Source organism: Agathobacter sp. (genome assembly GCF_977054825.1).
Genome location: NZ_CDRTEH010000024.1, coordinates 1 through 17,043, shown reverse-complemented (window position 1 = coordinate 17,043; position 17,043 = coordinate 1). Strand labels below are relative to the sequence as shown.

Here is a 17,043-nt window from a genome sequence, read left to right as displayed (position 1 = left end):
TATTCGCGACTGTTCAAAAGTCCTGCTAATTTACTATGACATCTTTTCAATTGTTCCACCGCACAGCACATGCCCATCCTGATAGAATACCGCTGCCTGCCCCGGTGTCATGGCGCGCTGCGGCTCGTCAAATACGCATTTTATCATGCCGTTTTCCATAGGGGTGAGTGTACAGTAAGCTCCTCTGTGAGAGTAGCGTACCTTTCCTATACTGCGGGTGCCAAGTGTGATGTGTTCCTGCGCCATATAGTTTATATCGCTGATATAACAGGTGTCTGAGAAAAGTGACTCATTTGTGCTGATTACGACCTCATTTGTTGCCGGACGCAGCTCCTTTACGAATAAAGGCGTTGCGGCTGTGATTCCAAGCCCCTTGCGCTGTCCGATAGTATAGTGGATGAGGCCCTTATGACGGCCGATGATATTGCCCGATTCATCCACGAAATTTCCCGGCTCATAGGTTTTTCCTGTCTCATTCTCTATGAATGAGGCATAGTCGTGATCCGGCACGAAGCATATGTCCTGGCTGTCGCTCTTGTGCGCTACCGGCAGTCCTGCTTCCTCTGCGATACGGCGGATTTGTGGCTTTTCATACTCTCCAACAGGCATCAGCGTGCGACGAAGCTGCTCCTGTGTCAGATTGTAAAGCGCATATGTCTGGTCCTTTTCCGCTGTGACTGAGTTGGCTATGGTGTATCTGCCGTTTGGAAGCTGTGCTATGCGGGCATAATGGCCTGTTGCTATATAGTCTGCTCCTATCTCGAGCGAGCGGTGAAGCAGCGACTCCCATTTCACATAACGGTTACAGGCGATACACGGATTTGGCGTGTATGCGCGCTCATATTCGGATACGAAATAGTCTATGACATATTTCTTGAAATCAGCCTTGAAGTTCATCACATAATACGGAATATCAAGCACTGCTGCCACTCGTCTGGCGTCCTCCACCGCGGATAGCCCACAGCAGCCGCCCTCCTGTGACTGTTTAAATACGTCCTCGTCCTGCCATATCTGCATTGTGACTCCGATGACGTCGTATCCCTGTTCCTTTAATAAATATGCCGCTACTGACGAATCCACTCCGCCCGACATTCCTACTACAACCTTCTTTTTCATTAATAGTCTTCCTCAGGCGCCTCTTCCTTCTCGCTGATATCGTTTACAGGCTTCTCAAGTCCCTCGATTTTGATGCCGTTTTTCTCTGCGTAATCCCAGAGTGCCGCATGGATTGCCTCCTCTGCGAGAAGTGAGCAGTGTACCTTTACAGGTGGAAGTCCGTCAAGTGCCTCCATAACTGCCTTGTTTGTGACCTCAAGTGCCTCCTGGATTGTCTTGCCCTTTACGAGCTCTGTTGCCATACTGCTTGTTGCAACTGCTGCGCCACATCCGAAGGTCTTGAATTTGGCCTCCTGAATAATGCCGTTGTCATCTATATCCAAATACATTCTCATGATGTCTCCGCACTTTGCGTTTCCTACTGTGCCGACACCACTTGGATTCTCCATCTCTCCTACGTTTCTTGGATGGTTAAAATGGTCCATTACCTTTTCACTGTATGCCATGTCCTTAGTTCCTCCTAATTTTCATGTATATATTAATGTTGTGATAGTCACTATAATTTTGACCTGATCATTTATGCCTCTGCTTTGCCGTTTTTCTTTACGAAATCCTCGTACAACGGTGACATGCTTCTGAGCCTTGCTATGATTTCCTTTAACTTGTCCACTGTATAGTCGATATCCTCAAGAGTGGTCTTCTCTGATAATGTAAGACGCAGTGAGCCGTGCGCTATCTCATGTGGCAGTCCTATTGCAAGGAGCACATGCGATGGGTCGAGTGAGCCTGATGTGCAGGCTGAGCCTGAGCTGCCGCATACGCCTGCCTGATCAAGCAGGATAAGCATTGACTCTCCCTCGATGAATCTGAAGCAGAAGTTTGCATTGTTTGGCAGTCTGTCTGTTCTGTGTCCATTTAAGCGTGTATATGGGATCTCGCTTGTCACTCTCTCGATGAGGTGGTCTCTGAGCTTTGTCTCATATGCGCTGCGCTCTGCCATGTTGGCCTTTGCAAGCTCTACTGCCTTGCCGAGTCCTACGATACCCGGCACATTGTGTGTTCCTGCTCGTCTCTGGCGCTCCTGTGCTCCACCGTGGATAAATGAACGGATTTTTACGCCCTTTCTGATATACATCACGCCGATGCCCTTTGGTCCGTTGAGCTTGTGACCGCTGGCGCTGAGCATGTCAATATGCATATCATCTACATTAATCGGAATATGTCCGAATGCCTGAACTGCATCTGTGTGGAACAAAATGCCATGCTCCTTTGCTATCTCTCCGATTTCCTTAAGCGGCTGGATAGTTCCAATCTCGTTGTTTGCCGCCATCACTGAGATAAGGATTGTGTCAGGTCTGATGGCTGCCTTAAGCTCATCAAGCTTGATTTTTCCGTCCTCATCAACACCCACATATGTCACCTCAAAGCCATGCTTCTCAAGCCACTGTGCTGTATGAAGAATTGCATGATGCTCGATGGCTGATGTGATGATGTGCTTTCCTTTTGCGGCATATGCCTCTGCTGTAGCCTTTAATGCCCAGTTGTCGGACTCGCTGCCGCCGCCTGTGAAATATATCTCATCCTTCTTTGCTCCGATAAGGTCTGCGACCTCTCCTCTGGCATGATCCACTGCTCTTTCTGCCTCATCTGCAAAGCTGTATATAGCTGATGGATTGCCGTAATGCTCTGTAAAGTAAGGAAGCATTGCATCCACAACCTCCGGATATACCTGTGTGGTTGCCGCATTATCCAAATAAATTAATCTGCTCATCTATGATAACCTTCTTTCTTTATATGACATAATTTCCGTTCTTCTCGTTCTGCCAGTCTACCAGATCCTGCAATGTGATATTGTCAACCACACCTGAGATTGCATCATTGATCTTCTTGTACACAATAGATGTGACGCACTGCTGCTGTCTGTCGCAGACTATCTCGTCATCCTCTATACATGCTACCGGCGCAAGGCTGCCCTCTGTCTGTCTGAGAATCATGCCGACTGTGTAGTTCTGCGGTTCCATCTTCAGCATGTAGCCGCCCTGGGCGCCTCTGACACTTCTGACGTAGCCCGCCTTGTTTAAAATGGATATAATCTGTTCAAGATATTTATCTGAAATATCCTGTCTCTTCGCTACATCCTTCAGGCTGATGGGTGAACCATTGTTGTTCTCTGCAAGATCCATCATGAGGCGAAGAGCATAACGTCCTTTTGTTGAAATTTTCATTTATAGCACCTCTGTTTCATTTCCTACTGTTTTACTATACATTCAGAAATCGCCTTTGTCAAGCCGAAAAACAGAAATCATTTCATTTGTCAGGCTTAATTCCTCTAGGGATGTAGGTATTTCTTCTCTTGACACCCATTTTGCCACCGAAAGCTCCTGCATGTCAACCTCAATCTCATCTGTTCCGTCAACTTCACAGAAATATCCCGCAAGTATATTGTCGGTAAAGCCCCACGGCTGCGATTTATAGTATCTGATGTTTTTCACACGCAGTCCTGTTTCCTCCATGACCTCACGGCGTACGGTCTCCTCAAGCGACTCACCTATCTCGTTAAAGCCTGCCACAAGTGCGTACTTTTTATACTCTCTGCCATTATATTTTGTCAAAAGCAGCTTATCTCCATTGGTAACTCCCACTATCACTGCCGGATTGATGCGCGGGTAAACCATGTTTCCACAGACCGGACATCTGAGCATGCGCTCCACGTCGTCCTCCACAAGCCTGTTGGCGCATCTGCCGCAGAAATGGTTCTTATCATACCAGCCATCCAGATGAAATCCCGTTATCGCGGCAAGCACGTACTCCTTCGGTGCCGCGCTGCGCATATAGTGCCGGTTTATGAATTTGCCACCTGTTACTTCCAGTATATGCATTTTGTTGGCATGTGACAGTGCCACCCTGAAAAATGCAGTATCGTCAAGTGTAAACAGATACTGATATTTAGCATCGGGGCATTCTGTTTTTATATCCTCATATCTTGGAAAGCTTATCTGATGAATATCCTGATTGGATTCGTTAGCAGGCATGTCCGATGCCTGCTGCACCAGAAGCTGTCCCCTGCTAAAAAAAAGGACCCTGCTGTCCGGGTCCGGCTGTATGTTTTTGTATGTTATGTCCCACGTGTGTGGTGCAATGTCCTGAATCATGGTATGCCTCGATTTTCCTTTTTCCGCTGATTACCTATGTTATCATACGATTTTTATACGCGCGTATAAACCCGTGCCACTCCAGCCGAAAATTCGCCTCTTTCGAGGCTTCTCCGCCACTGCGTGGCTACAATTTTCGGTTTCCGTTGCACCGTCTGATAACATAGTTAATCAGCCCGGAAATAGAATTTCCGCTGATTACCTATGTTATCATACGATTTTTATACGCTAAAAATCCGAGCGCCTCGCTTCGAACTATCACAACAGACGTTACCTCCACAGTTAACTCCCTCCAGGCTGCCTCGCGTCACATGAAAGCTTCTACTTAGTGCTGCTGTGTTCCCACCCTGACACGGTTCATAGATTTCCATTGCGCAAGACCCAGACGTCAACGCCACTTATGGAGGGCAGCTCCACCGCTTAAGCCCTCTACGAAGCATCACCCCAACTATAGCGGATTGTTGGTTCAAGGTACCGCTACCACCCCGGCTGCTCGGAGTCTTAAGTATACGCTATATTGCAGGGTTTTGTCAAGATTTATTGCAACTTCCTTGGATATGATTACGGCATGCAAGCCCCGGGTACTACTGACTCACACACATACTCTCCCGCCGTCGCTACGCTACGTGGCTAAGATACTGTACAAAATTATGCTTGATGTTTTTCTATGCTTGACGAAACCGTCGAAACGCGCCGTCCATGGCGCGGTTCTCCTCGCCCCTGCGTCCATGCCGGGGCGTTTCTGTGTCTCATGGGCATAATTTCTACAGTATCTAAACCTCTTCGCTATTCGCGCTTCGTGAGAGTATGTGTGCGCGTCCGGTACCCGGGGCTTACATGCCTTACGTTGTGGTTTTAACGACAAATGGCTTTACTGCCCTTGAAGCTTGCGCTTCTTTCGCAGCTCCTTGAAAAAGGTGGAAAGCATGGTGCTGCATTCGTCGCCGCAGATGCCTATATCTGTCTGCACCTGATGATTAAACTGCTGCATCTGCAGTAGATTGATGATTGAGCCTGCACAGCCTGCTTTCGGATTCATGGCACCTATTACCACTCTGGGAATGCGTGCCTGTACTATTGCTCCGGCACACATCTGGCAAGGTTCAAGAGTGACGTACATGGTACATTCCTCGAGACGCCAATCTCCTGTCTTTTTGCTGGCTTTGCGGATGGCAGAGAGCTCAGCGTGAGCGAGTGGATTTTTGTCGGTATTTCTGCGGTTGTAGCCGCGTGCAATAATTTTGTCACCGGCTACAATTACGCAGCCTATCGGCACCTCATCGAGTGCATATGCTTTTTTTGCCTGTTTTATTGCCTGTTTCATATATTTTTCATCTTGTGTCATATTTGTCTGCTCCATGTGTTATAATCTATTTATCATGATACACCAAATGTGAAAGAAGGAAAATATGTTTTTTGAATATGAAACCCCACGCCTGCTTCTTAAGGTATTGCGCGCTGATTGCGCTCCGCAGGTTTTGGATTTTTACAATAGGGATAAAGAGCTTTTCGAAATGTATGAGATAGACCGTGTGCCTGACTTTTATACCGTGAAGCACCTGCAAAAGGTGCTCAGATATGAATACAATATGGCTGTCAAATCACAGCTTTTCAGATTTTATGTTTTTGAGAAAGAAAATCCGTGTCGGATTATCGGCACTGTGTGTATACATAATATCGCTCCGGCTTTTTACGGAAGCTGTGAGATTGGCTATAAATTTTCCAGTGAGTTTCACCACATGGGGTATGCCACTGAGGCAGTCGGCTTCTGCACAAAGCTTGCCTTTAATGAGCTTCGCATGCACAAGGTGACGGCGGTTGTCCACCCGGGCAATGTGCCTTCGATGAAGCTTCTTAATGAGCTTGGCTTCGTGCAGGAGGGACTGCTTAGGGATTATCTGATGCTGCATGGGCATTGGTGTAATCACTATATTTACGGGCTAATTAATAAATGATTAAATTTGTGTATTTCTCATAATACATTATTATGAAATTTGGCGCAGGGAACAATTCCTGCGCCAATTTATCATACCTTTTAAAAATCTATACTATTTTTTATATTTTTCAAAATTTTATTTCTATTCTTCTCATGCAAATATGTAGGATTAAGCTTTCCTTTTTGATATTTCAAATATGTTCCTGCTGTTTTATCAACAAGCAGCTTTGTAAAAAATCGCTCCCAACTGAAATATTCCTGACTTTCTATATAATCCTCTGGTTTGTCCAAAATATCCTTAATATCTTTGTCTTCAAGCAACTCAGAACTGAGTATAATCCACTCAAATGATTCCGGCAGATATAACTTTATATTGCCTCTTTCCACAGACATTTTATATAATGCATCCATTTCCGGACCAATTGCTGCACCGTCAGCTATTACACAAATACTCTCTGTTTCAGCTTTTAGTTGTTCTAGCATAGCAAATATTTTTGTTTTTCCACCAGCGCTTTCACACACTATATTTTTTTCTTTCGATATTGCCTTGAAATACTCATATCCAGAATTTGTATCTTCAACAATTATTTTTTCAGGTTTACATGAAAGATCCTGATTTAAAGGATAAATATGATACATCTCCTGATATATTTGCTTTGTGTTCTGATACTTTCCTGAAGAATACAGTCCATATATTTCTTCAACACTATATGGCAGATTGTACAGGTTTTCTCTTGTTATTATCACAAAATAATTATCTGACGCCTTTACAAGTTCAGCAAACTCTTGCTGTCTTATAAACTGATTTTCTTCGTCAATAAAAATGATATTTCCTGATAAATTTTTGAGCAGCATCTGCCACAGATTTCCCTCAAGAACTGTACACGGAACATCACATTCGATTTCAATTCCGCTTGCATTACCCAGGTTTGCAAACTGTCTGATCATATTTATGAGTGTTGTTTTTCCTGTAGCACTGTCCCCTTTTATTATCGTAATATTTCTTTTTATTTCAAATTCATAATGAAGTCTATTGTTTTTCACAACAATTTTATGCTTGCCCTTCATACCTTCTCCTATACATATTTGCCTGCAACACTGATGAATTCAGCCATACTGTGAACTATTTCTCCCGTATTCAGTATCTTTGCCTCAAAATCTTTACCAAAATCCATTATATGATGCAGATTAATTGTCAGATTCTTTTTGCCCGCAATTCTCAATATCCACTTTGCGCAGTTATCACCACACGCTGAAGCATTAAAAATTTTTCCGCTATCATCAAAAGCCATCAACATAAGGGTTTTCACTCCACCGGACAATTCCTTTGTGGATATCGGTCCCAGTATCGGGCTTTGTACCAGATGTGGTCCAATGACGTCTGATTTATCTATATCTTTTATCATTTTGACAGACAGCTCATCCGTTATCCATTCATCTTCATATGTATTATCAAAATACACAGGAGGATGGTAAATTGCATTTTCCATATCCCCTAAATATATATTTAACATTGAAATCCTCCATCCCATTTGTTAGGATTCTAAAGTATACGCTATGATACGATTCATTGTCAAGTTTCTAAGCATTTACACCTCTCTCACCACAGCAGTGATCAATTCTGTAAACTGCTTTGCCACGCGGTCTGCGGTTTCCTGCACTTCCTTATGGTTGAGCTCTTTGTCGGATAGTCCTGCTGCCAGATTGGTGATACATGAGATTCCGCAAACCTCAAGCCCCATATGACGCGCTGCAAGTGCCTCACAGGCTGTGCTCATTCCGACGGCATCTCCTCCCAGGATTTTACACATCCTGACCTCGGCCGGAGTCTCATACTGCGGGCCTGTGAGCTGTACGTAGACTCCCTCTCTCAGCTTTATGCCTAGCTTATCCGCCTTTTCTTTTACGATTTCTCTCATTCTGCGGCTGTATACCTCGCTCATATCCGGAAAACGCTCACCCAGCTCATCAATATTGGCTCCGATCAGTGGACTTGGTATGGCTGTCGCGATATGGTCTGCAATCAGCATAAAGTCGCCAGGATTAAAATCAGTATTGAGACCTCCTGCCGCATTTGTGAGTATTAGCTTTTTTGCGCCCATCATTCCCATGAGGCGTGTCGGAAGCACAACATCTGTTATCGGATAGCCCTCATAATAGTGGACTCTGCCCTGCATGATGACAACAGGCACACTATCCACATATCCAAATACAAATCTGCCCTTATGTCCGGGAACCGTGGATGTCGGAAAGTCCTCGATATCCTTGTAATCTATGGTTGTCTCTATCTTAATCTGCTCTGCATAGTCTCCAAGCCCTGAGCCCAAAACTATGGCTGTTTTTGGTACAAAATCTGTTTTTTCACGCACACTTGCAAGACATGTGGTGAGTTTTTCATATATCCTGTTCATTTTTTCTCCATATATTTTCTGTTGCTATATTTTCTGTTTAAGTTTAAAACATTCCTGAGATATTACCCCTTAAAGCTCTTCAAGAATAGAATGTCCGATGGTACCCTCCGGCATTTTTACGCCGAAGTTGTCTGCAATTGTGGCTCCAATCACCGCAAAGGTAGCTTCCTCCTCAATTGCGCCGCCGCACTTCATGCTCTTTGAATACGCGATAAACGGCACATACTCGCGTGTGTGGTCCGTTCCCTTGTAGGTAGGGTCGTTTCCGTGGTCTGCGGTCAGTATGAGCAGGTCATCATCCCTTAGCTTATCCATTAAAATGCCCAGATTTTTGTCAAATCGCTCTATTTCCTCTCCGTAGCCTGTCACATTTCTGCGGTGTCCCCACAGTGCGTCGAAATCGACCAGATTCACATAGCATAGCCCGGTAAAATCCTTCTTGCAAATATCAATGGTCTGCTCCATTCCATGAACCGAGCTCTTTGAGCGGAATGCCTCTGTAATGCCCTCTCCGCAGAAAATATCATTGATTTTGCCGACTGAAATGACATCCAGCCCACTGTCCTTTAATGCATTTAACGCCGTAAGACCTGTAGGCTTAAGTGCGTAGTCATGCCTGTTTGAGGTTCGCACGAACTCACCCTTTTTCTTTCCCACATACGGTCTTGCGATGACGCGCCCTACTCTCCACTCGTCCCTAAGTGTTATTTTTCTGGCTATCTCACAGCAGCGGTAGAGATTCTGTAAATCAAAGGTCTCCTCATTGCCGCAAATCTGAAGCACCGAATCCGCTGATGTATACACAATCATCGAGCCGTTCTTTATCTCTTCCTCTCCGAGCTCCTCGATTATCTCTGTGCCGCTGGCGCTCTTGTTGCCTATGACCTTTTTTCCGCACTGCTTCTCAAGCTCAGCGATAAGCTCCGGTGGAAATCCGTGCTCTGTGAAGGTCTTGAACGGCTTTTCGGTTTTTATGCCCATCATCTCCCAGTGACCTGTCATCGTGTCCTTGCCGTTGCTTGCCTCTGCCAGCCGCGTAAATCGTCCGATTGGCTCAGCAGCCGGCTGCATCTGACCGCCACAATGCAGATTGAGCATTCCAAGCCTTGTAAGATTTGGGATGTCGAGAGTCTGCATCCTCTCAAGTATATGCCCAAAGGTGTCTACATCTGTGTCTCCAAACCTTTCTGAGTCCGGCATCGCACCGATTCCCAAAGAGTCTAGGACTATCACAAAAATTCTGTTATATTTCTTCATGGTGTTATACCTCCATTTTCCGGTCCGTAAATTTGTGCTGCGGGGAGCCCCTGCGCTATACCAGCTTTCTGAAAATCCGCTCCTTCACCGCATCATCCGCAAATGCCACGTCCAGTGCATTTTTCATCATAAGCGGCAGCTCCTCATCGCGTATGCCATAGGTTTTTTCTATGAACTCAAGCTCCTTTGACAGAGTTGTATTGCTGACGGTGCGGTTGTCTGTGTTTATTGTGACCTTTAATCCCGCGTTCAAAAACTCCCTGATGGGATATTCGTCTGAGGATGCCACCGCCTTGGTCTGCAGGTTGCTTATCGGACAAAGCTCGATACCTATGCCCTTTGCCGAAAGCTGCCTTTCAAGCTCTTCGTGGCCTCTCATGGCTATTCCATGGCCTATCCTGGCTGCTCCGACCTCCACTGCGTCTATTATATTCTGTGCATTTCCGCACTCTCCCGCATGGATGGTAAAAGGCATGCCAAGCTGCTTTGCATATTTGAAAAGCTCCATGAAGCCGGACATAGGGTAAGGCACCTCAGCACCTGCGAGGTCTGCCGCACACACGCCCGCGCCCAAAAATCCCCTTGCGGTGTGCAGCATGCGTCTGTTTTGCTCCTCACTGTGATGCCTCATGGCACACACGATAAGCCCATACTCTATGCCAAAATCCTTTTTTCCTCTCTCAAGTCCCTTAATTGTCGCCTCTATCACGCGCTCGCAGTTCATCCGCTCATTCTCCGAAAGCAGTGGTGCGAAACGGATTTCCGCGTATACTACGTTTTCCCGGTGCATGCTCTTAAGCACATCATAGGCGGCTCCTTCAAGTCCCTCTTCATCCTGAATGCACTGCCCCGGTAAATCAAACTTCTCCAGATACTGTGCGAGACTCGTGCAGTCATCCGACACGCTAAGCTCTGCCTCCTGCACCGTCCTGCCAAGCCTTTTCTCAACAAATTCACGACTTAAGGAGCCATCCAGATGGCAGTGAAGCTCGATTTTCGGCATCTTGATTATATTGTCTCTTATATTCTCTTCTCTCTCCATATTTCCCCCATTTCCGGTTTCCTACTTCCTGTTGAGGCAGCCGATGTTCACACCACCATATAATCAACAAATATTACCGCCCATTATACAGTCCATTAAAGGTACAGCTACAGGTCGCTCTACTCAAGGTTCGCAGGTCCGAATCCCTGCGGAAGCATGTCCTCAAGCGTATAAATCCTATAATTTTCCCTGTCAATTGCCAGTATTATTTTAAAGGTCTTAGGATTACAAAACTCCATCATAACCTGGCGGCATACTCCGCATGGTGCGGTATAACCTGTCGCTTTTTGGTTCTTTCCGCCCACGATACAGATTGCCTCAAAGTCCCGCACACCTTCACTCACTGCCTTGAAAAATGCTGTTCTTTCCGCACAGTTTGTCGGTGTGTAGGCTGCGTTTTCTATATTGCAGCCGGTATAGACTACTTGGTTTTTTGCTAAAAGCGCTGCACCGACATTAAAGCCTGAGTACGGCGCATATGAAAAATCAAGCTGTGCAAGGGCTGTATCAATCAGTTTTTCAATTGTTTTTTTATCCATATATAATTCCCCGGTTATTCATTGTATACAAAGATTAGTCCATAGCCTTAACAAGCTTCACCACACGGCTTGTCCCAAGCCTGTCAGCGCCAAGCTCAAGAAACCTTTCTGCATCGTCTAATGAAGAAATGCCTCCGGCGGCCTTCATCCTCACACACTCTCCGATATGCTCCGAAAACAGCTTTATATCGTCAAAGGTCGCGCCTGCCGTGCCAAAGCCTGTGGATGTCTTGATGTAATCGGCCCCTGCGCTCGTCACGATATCGCACATCCTGATTTTCTCATCATCTGTGAGAAAGCAGGTCTCGATGATGACCTTTAGCACCTTGTCCTTGCATATGGACTTGAGCTTCTTTATTTCATCCTCTATCAGCTCATACCTTTTATCCTTGAGCCAGCCGATATTGATGACCATATCTATCTCTGCTGCTCCGTTTGCAAGAGCATCCTCTGTCTCAAAGGCCTTCACCGCAGTGGTCGAATATCCGTTAGGGAAGCCTATCACTGTGCAGACCTTTACCCGTTCACCCAGATAATCTGCTGCCTGCTTTACGTAGCTCGGCGGTATGCATACCGATGCAGTCTGATACTTTATTGCATCATCGCATATCTGCTTGATTTCATCCCATGTAGCCTGCGGGGATAAAAGTGTATGGTCCACGTGTTTTAAAATTTCATTTATATCCAATGTCTGTTCTCCGTTTCTGTGTTTTAATATATGACTTATTTCTCGGCACAATCCCCACGAATGAGGTTTCTCACTGCCGAAACCGCCACCTGAACTGCCATGTCCGTATCGCGCACCACAGGATTCTCAAGCCCAAGCTTTTCCCTCTCCTGATTTGCAACCACAAGGAAGCATGAGCCAGCCCTGACTCCAAGCTTTGCCGCAACGACAAAAAGCGCTGCAGACTCCATCTCTGACGCAAGACAGCCAAGCATCCTCCATGCATTCCATTTGTTGATAAGCTCATAGCCTGCCGGCATTTTTTCCGGCTCGTGCTGTCCGTAAAATGCATCCTTGCACTGCACCACGCCTGTGTGATGCGTAAAGTTTTTCTGCTTTGCTGCCGCAACAAGCGCGTTTGTAACATCTAAATCTGCCACAGCCGGAAACTCTATCGGCGCATACTCCTTTGATGTGCCCTCCATGCGGATGGCGCCTGTCGCAATCACGATGTCACCGCTTTTCACGTCTGTCTGCATGCCTCCACAGGTTCCGATTCTCACAAACGTATCTGCACCGCATCTATACAGCTCCTCCATCGCAATGGATGCGGATGGTCCGCCGATGCCGGTCGATGTCACGCTGACCTTCACCCCATCCAATGTACCGGTGTATGTGATAAACTCCCTGTTGTCCGCTATAAGGACCGGATTGTCAAGGTACTGTGCTATTTTAACACACCTCTTCGGGTCTCCCGGCATGATAACATACCGGCCGACCTCTCCCTTTGCGACCTGGATATGATACTGTCTGTCAGGATCCTTTGAATAATTTTTCATGTAATGCCACCTCCCACAGCTTTTCTTCTGTTAGCTTTAATTATACACAATTTCTGTGGTTTTGTGCAGAGAAATGTTTATGTAATACGAAAATTGTGGCATGCCACAATTTTCTTATAATACTGTCAAATCGTCAGCGGGCAGAACCAATATCCGAACACTCCGCTATCTACATCTGCTGCATTTGCCGGGGCGGCCGGCTCAAATTCCGTGAAGCCGAATATCCCTGCAAGCATGCGCTCCTGCGGCTCGCTCACGCCCGGCACTCCGAGGTATTGCCTGCCATCTGTTTCCGTTTTGATGACGAGATGCTTATAGTTTGCATAACCGTGCGCAAGGAAGCTGTTATTTACTATGTACCAGTTTTTGGCCGGAAGTGTGCGAAGCTCTGATATGTCTATGCGTCTGATTTTCTCAGGACTGTCATCAACATTTTGACTATGGATTTCTTTCTGACTGCCCGGTTCAGGCCTAGGAGTCGATACAGGTTTTTGCTTATTTGATAAATCCTCTTGTGCCTTGAGCGGTTTTTCTATAACTGCCGCCGTGTTATCCGTCCAACAGCTCGCCAGAAATTTTTCATCTGCATTTTCCAGCTCTATCCTCACACCAAGCACCTGCAAAAATGTCTTTCCGCTGTCCTTTACATTTTCTGTATCTACATTATATATCTCGCGTGCTTCACCGTTTTTTACCGTAAGTATTCCTGCCTCTATGGCTGCTCCCGCCCCGTATACCAGATACACTCTTCCTTTTCCGGAATATTTTCCGAGATTTTTTATCTGCACGAGAAATGCACTTTTTTCACCATTTATTTCTACTTTTATAAAGCCTGCATTATTTCCTTTAATTCTGCCATCATATAAATACAGGTATGTAACGAATCTCTTCATGATTATTTAGCCGCCTGCGCGTTTTGTATTATTCTATGAGTGAAGCAGTGATATTATGTGTATTATTTATTTATACTTGATTTATAGGTATTCGAGCCATCTTGAGAGCAAGAAAATCTGCTGCTTACATGACCAGCATGGCGCATCAGAATTTTTATTTAAAATAAAATAGGAATTATTCTTATTTTTCTCTTGACATCTATAGTACTTTCGTGTATATTAATATCAGTAACAATTCCTGATTTCATTTGAGAGGAGATTCACATGATTAAGTATAGTCGTCAAAGAGAGTCGATAGTCAACTTTCTGGCGAGCCGGACCGATCACCCGACTGCTGAAACTATCTATCAGAATATCAAAAAAGAATTTCCAAACATCAGTCTGGGAACTGTTTACAGAAACCTTTCCTTGCTTGAGGAAATTGGTGAGATCATCAAGATTTCGACAGGAGTTGGTCCTGACCATTACGACTACAACACGGCGCCTCATTATCACTTTATATGCAGAGGCTGCGGACGCGTGATGGATATTGATTTGGACTTCGCCGATGATCTGATGACACAGGTGCAGGAATCCACTGATTTAGCCATTGAGAGCTGCTCAGTTTCGTTTACGGGACTTTGTCCGGATTGTGAGAATGAGCTTTCCTAGAGCCTGACAATTTTTACAACAATTAAACATTTATTTACTATTCTTTAAAAGGAGGAACATTATTATGGCAAAATGGGTTTGTACAGTTTGTGGATACGTTTATGAGGGAGAGAATCCACCGGCAGAGTGTCCGGTATGCCACGTTGGCGCAGATAAATTCAAGAAGGTTGAGGGAGATTTAACACTTGCTGCAGAGCATGAGTTTGGAGTATATGCTTCAACTGTTAAGAACAATCCTGAAATCTCTGATGAAGATAAGAAATACATCTTCGAGCAGTTAAAGGCTAACTTCGAGGGCGAGTGCTCTGAGGTAGGTATGTATCTTTGCATGGCTCGTGTAGCTCATCGCGAGGGATATCCTGAGATTGGTCTCTACTGGGAGAAGGCAGCTTACGAAGAGGCTGAGCATGCAGCTAAGTTTGCAGAGATGCTCGGTGAGGACCTTGAGCCAAACATGAAGGCTACTACAAAGGACAACCTCGCTTGGAGAGTTGACTGTGAGTTCGGTGCTACAGCAGGAAAGACTGACCTTGCTAAATGTGCTAAGAAGAACAACCTTGATGCAATCCATGATACCGTTCATGAGATGGCTCGTGACGAGGCTAGACACGGAAGAGCCCTTAAGGGACTTCTTGACAGATATTTCGGTTAATTACAAAATAGATAAATATCATTTTAAATGCAACGCAAAAACCAGTTCGTAAAAGTGTCTTTTTACGAACTGGTTTTATTTTGGTCAGGTTCTGCAAACTTGAAATTATCAAACTCATTTTACCAAAAACGGTAAGAGATAAAACGGTTCTAACAATAGATTTTCTTCCTTTCCTGCATCTTTCTGTGATATTAAATACGCCTTGCTAATATTCTGAGAATATTTTCTGCAAAATTCCCTTATGGATTCATGTTTTCCGGATCCTGAGGACTTAACTTCAAATGCATTTATCTTACTTCCTTCCGAAATCAGGAAATCCACCTCATAATAATGCGTACTCCCTTTTTTCTCCCAGGTATGATAGTACAGTTTTCTCCCAGAGACTGTAATCATTTGAGCGACCAGATTCTCATAAAGATACCCCAGATTTGCCGGTAATTTATCAGAAAGTAACTTCGCATAAATATCATTTTCCGTCACCGGACGGTCAATAAACATCAGTGTAACAAATAATCCTATATCTGAAAGATATAACTTGTAACTGTCAAAATCTTTTGTGTCCGTCAGGCTGACCCTTGGATCGTTAGAATTATAGCATGGCAGAACCGTTTTTGAATCTATCAGCTCGTATAATAATTCTTCTGCTTTCGTGTTATTTCTTTTTCCGATTGCTGTGGTAATACGATATTTTCTTGCATCCTTTGCCAGATGCGCCGGAATCGCATGATATAATGCCGATATTCTTCCGGAGGCATCGATTTTTTTAAAATCTTCCTCATACAAAGATATGATCTGCCTTTTTACCATATCTATTTCTGAAAAGTTTTTTCCATTAACATACGCTTCTACTGCCTGTGGCATTCCCCCTACTGCCATGTAAATTCTCAAGTCTCTCATTAATTTACGGTTAGTTGCCTGTCCAATAGCTGCTCCGCTATCATAAATCTGCTGCAATAACCCATAATTATTGCCCGTGGCATCACAGAATTCTTCGTAATCCATGGGATATACTTCCAGCTTCATTTCCTCGGATGGAATCAGGATGTCCTTTACATTTTTCTTTATCGAGATCAAAGAGCCTGTTTCCAGATAGCTGTACCTGCCGTCATGTACAAGATGCTTTATTGCCTGTCTGGCCTTTGGAAACAACTGTACTTCGTCAAAAATAATGAGGGACTCGTGTTCATACAATGTGATTCCGGTTTCTGCCTGCAGCCTCAGAAAAAAAATATTTAAATTCCCTATATCATCAAAACATTCCAGAATATTACTTGTTGTTTTGGAAAAATCAATTAAAATATAGGATCTATATTCATTTTTTGCAAAGGTCTCCGCAATAGTCGACTTGCCAACTCGCCTTGCGCCTTCCAACAATACCGCATATTTTTCTGAATATAGCTTTTTCCATTCCAATAATTTATCGTATGCTTTTCTTTTAAAATACATAATTACCTCCACCAATATAAGTATGTTATATCACAAAATATGCATTCCTTCAATTTATATATTTTATATTATATGCGTTTCTTCAATATTTATTGCAGTGATTTTGTGCTTATATTCAAAAGTTCTGTGGTTGTGGTAAATAATTATTTCTTTCTCGTTGGATTTTTTTTGTATTTAAAATTACACTATTTTTTCACTATTTTTCATTACTTCATCGTCTTCGCCACGCTACTTTTCTTGCAAGGGATTTTTCCCTTGATCCTTTATTTATTATATTTGATGGTGCTTTTCGCCCCAAAATGGTGAAAGTGGGGGCACTTTCTGCCCCCACTCTGGATATGTTGCTAAAATACTGTTTAGATTTATCATACATACAACTGGAATTTACCTTCTGCTCATATAAAATATATCAATAGCTTTACTTGCAAACTCTGCTGTGCCAACTCCTCCAACATCATCAATATTTTCCGTAAGTTCTCCTCCACCGGCATACATTCTTCCA

19 protein-coding genes and 1 other RNA gene are annotated in these 17,043 nt (G+C 44.4%); 3 read left to right on the top strand and 17 right to left on the bottom strand.

Annotated features, from left to right (window positions below; all coding sequences use genetic code 11):
* Window positions 1-33: 33 nt before the first annotated feature.
* The 7 genes from mnmA to tadA all read right to left on the bottom strand — a co-directional run bounded on the left by mnmA (window position 34) and on the right by tadA (window position 5,553).
* The gene (gene mnmA / locus ACW6PM_RS12800) at window positions 34-1,116 is read right to left on the bottom strand and encodes a tRNA 2-thiouridine(34) synthase MnmA (protein WP_456057395.1); all 1,083 of its coding nucleotides are present in this window, start codon (window positions 1,114-1,116) and stop codon (window positions 34-36) included.
* Window positions 1,116-1,562 carry a Fe-S cluster assembly scaffold protein NifU gene (nifU, locus tag ACW6PM_RS12795; protein WP_012741233.1) on the bottom strand — a complete coding sequence of 149 codons (447 nt, stop codon included), beginning with the start codon at window positions 1,560-1,562 and terminating at the stop codon, window positions 1,116-1,118. The genes mnmA and nifU overlap by 1 nt, the downstream gene beginning before the upstream one ends.
* A gap of 71 nt (window positions 1,563-1,633) precedes the next feature.
* Window positions 1,634-2,827 carry a cysteine desulfurase NifS gene (gene nifS, locus ACW6PM_RS12790; protein ID WP_118004093.1) on the bottom strand — a complete coding sequence of 398 codons (1,194 nt, stop codon included), beginning with the start codon at window positions 2,825-2,827 and terminating at the stop codon, window positions 1,634-1,636.
* A 19-nt stretch (window positions 2,828-2,846) separates the two neighbouring features.
* Entirely contained in the window at window positions 2,847-3,281 is a 435-nt protein-coding gene (locus ACW6PM_RS12785; RefSeq protein ID WP_117715400.1) for an RrF2 family transcriptional regulator, read from the bottom strand.
* Between the two features lie 42 nt (window positions 3,282-3,323).
* Complete coding sequence (gene nudC, locus ACW6PM_RS12780) at window positions 3,324-4,208, bottom strand: NAD(+) diphosphatase (protein ID WP_456057394.1); 885 nt, start codon at window positions 4,206-4,208, stop codon at window positions 3,324-3,326.
* Between the two features lie 236 nt (window positions 4,209-4,444).
* Window positions 4,445-4,705, bottom strand: an RNA gene (ffs, locus tag ACW6PM_RS12775) — signal recognition particle sRNA large type.
* Window positions 4,706-5,079: 374 nt separating this feature from the next.
* Entirely contained in the window at window positions 5,080-5,553 is a 474-nt protein-coding gene (tadA, locus tag ACW6PM_RS12770) for a tRNA adenosine(34) deaminase TadA (RefSeq protein WP_041253796.1), read from the bottom strand.
* A gap of 64 nt (window positions 5,554-5,617) precedes the next feature.
* Here tadA and ACW6PM_RS12765 point away from each other — a divergent pair, with 64 nt between their 5' ends.
* Window positions 5,618-6,163, top strand: coding sequence for a GNAT family N-acetyltransferase (locus tag ACW6PM_RS12765; protein WP_456057393.1), 546 nt, complete (start codon window positions 5,618-5,620; stop codon window positions 6,161-6,163).
* An 80-nt stretch (window positions 6,164-6,243) separates the two neighbouring features.
* On the opposite strand, the gene ACW6PM_RS12760 is transcribed toward ACW6PM_RS12765, so the two are convergent.
* The 9 genes from ACW6PM_RS12760 to ACW6PM_RS12720 all read right to left on the bottom strand — a co-directional run bounded on the left by ACW6PM_RS12760 (window position 6,244) and on the right by ACW6PM_RS12720 (window position 13,792).
* The gene (locus tag ACW6PM_RS12760; protein WP_456057392.1) at window positions 6,244-7,212 is read right to left on the bottom strand and encodes an ATP-binding protein; all 969 of its coding nucleotides are present in this window, start codon (window positions 7,210-7,212) and stop codon (window positions 6,244-6,246) included.
* An 8-nt stretch (window positions 7,213-7,220) separates the two neighbouring features.
* A complete protein-coding gene (locus ACW6PM_RS12755) occupies window positions 7,221-7,658 on the bottom strand; it encodes a DUF4869 domain-containing protein (protein ID WP_015517711.1) in 438 nt (145 codons plus the stop codon).
* 75 nt (window positions 7,659-7,733) lie between these two features.
* Window positions 7,734-8,555, bottom strand: a complete 822-nt coding sequence (locus ACW6PM_RS12750; RefSeq protein WP_456057391.1) for a purine-nucleoside phosphorylase — start codon at window positions 8,553-8,555, stop codon at window positions 7,734-7,736.
* Between the two features lie 69 nt (window positions 8,556-8,624).
* On the bottom strand, window positions 8,625-9,812 hold the full coding sequence (locus ACW6PM_RS12745) for a phosphopentomutase (RefSeq protein WP_456057390.1): 1,188 nt from the start codon (window positions 9,810-9,812) through the stop codon (window positions 8,625-8,627).
* Between the two features lie 55 nt (window positions 9,813-9,867).
* A complete protein-coding gene (gene add / locus ACW6PM_RS12740) occupies window positions 9,868-10,854 on the bottom strand; it encodes an adenosine deaminase (protein WP_456057389.1) in 987 nt (328 codons plus the stop codon).
* Between the two features lie 119 nt (window positions 10,855-10,973).
* A complete protein-coding gene (locus ACW6PM_RS12735; RefSeq protein WP_456057388.1) occupies window positions 10,974-11,393 on the bottom strand; it encodes a cytidine deaminase in 420 nt (139 codons plus the stop codon).
* 34 nt (window positions 11,394-11,427) lie between these two features.
* Window positions 11,428-12,081: a deoxyribose-phosphate aldolase gene (gene deoC / locus ACW6PM_RS12730; protein WP_456057387.1), complete on the bottom strand. Its 654-nt coding sequence runs from the start codon at window positions 12,079-12,081 to the stop codon at window positions 11,428-11,430.
* Between the two features lie 35 nt (window positions 12,082-12,116).
* Window positions 12,117-12,899 (bottom strand): uridine phosphorylase, encoded by a 783-nt coding sequence (gene udp / locus ACW6PM_RS12725; protein WP_456057386.1) that lies wholly within the window; start codon window positions 12,897-12,899, stop codon window positions 12,117-12,119.
* A 125-nt stretch (window positions 12,900-13,024) separates the two neighbouring features.
* On the bottom strand, window positions 13,025-13,792 hold the full coding sequence (locus ACW6PM_RS12720; RefSeq protein ID WP_456057385.1) for a DUF6128 domain-containing protein: 768 nt from the start codon (window positions 13,790-13,792) through the stop codon (window positions 13,025-13,027).
* Between the two features lie 264 nt (window positions 13,793-14,056).
* Between ACW6PM_RS12720 and ACW6PM_RS12715 the strand changes: the two genes are divergently transcribed.
* Both ACW6PM_RS12715 and ACW6PM_RS12710 read left to right on the top strand, forming a co-directional pair.
* Complete coding sequence (locus ACW6PM_RS12715) at window positions 14,057-14,443, top strand: Fur family transcriptional regulator (RefSeq protein WP_308650949.1); 387 nt, start codon at window positions 14,057-14,059, stop codon at window positions 14,441-14,443.
* Between the two features lie 64 nt (window positions 14,444-14,507).
* Entirely contained in the window at window positions 14,508-15,095 is a 588-nt protein-coding gene (locus ACW6PM_RS12710) for an NADH peroxidase (protein ID WP_012741214.1), read from the top strand.
* Between the two features lie 114 nt (window positions 15,096-15,209).
* On the opposite strand, the gene ACW6PM_RS12705 is transcribed toward ACW6PM_RS12710, so the two are convergent.
* Window positions 15,210-16,541 (bottom strand): ATP-binding protein, encoded by a 1,332-nt coding sequence (locus tag ACW6PM_RS12705; protein ID WP_456057384.1) that lies wholly within the window; start codon window positions 16,539-16,541, stop codon window positions 15,210-15,212.
* Window positions 16,542-17,043 lie beyond the last annotated feature (502 nt).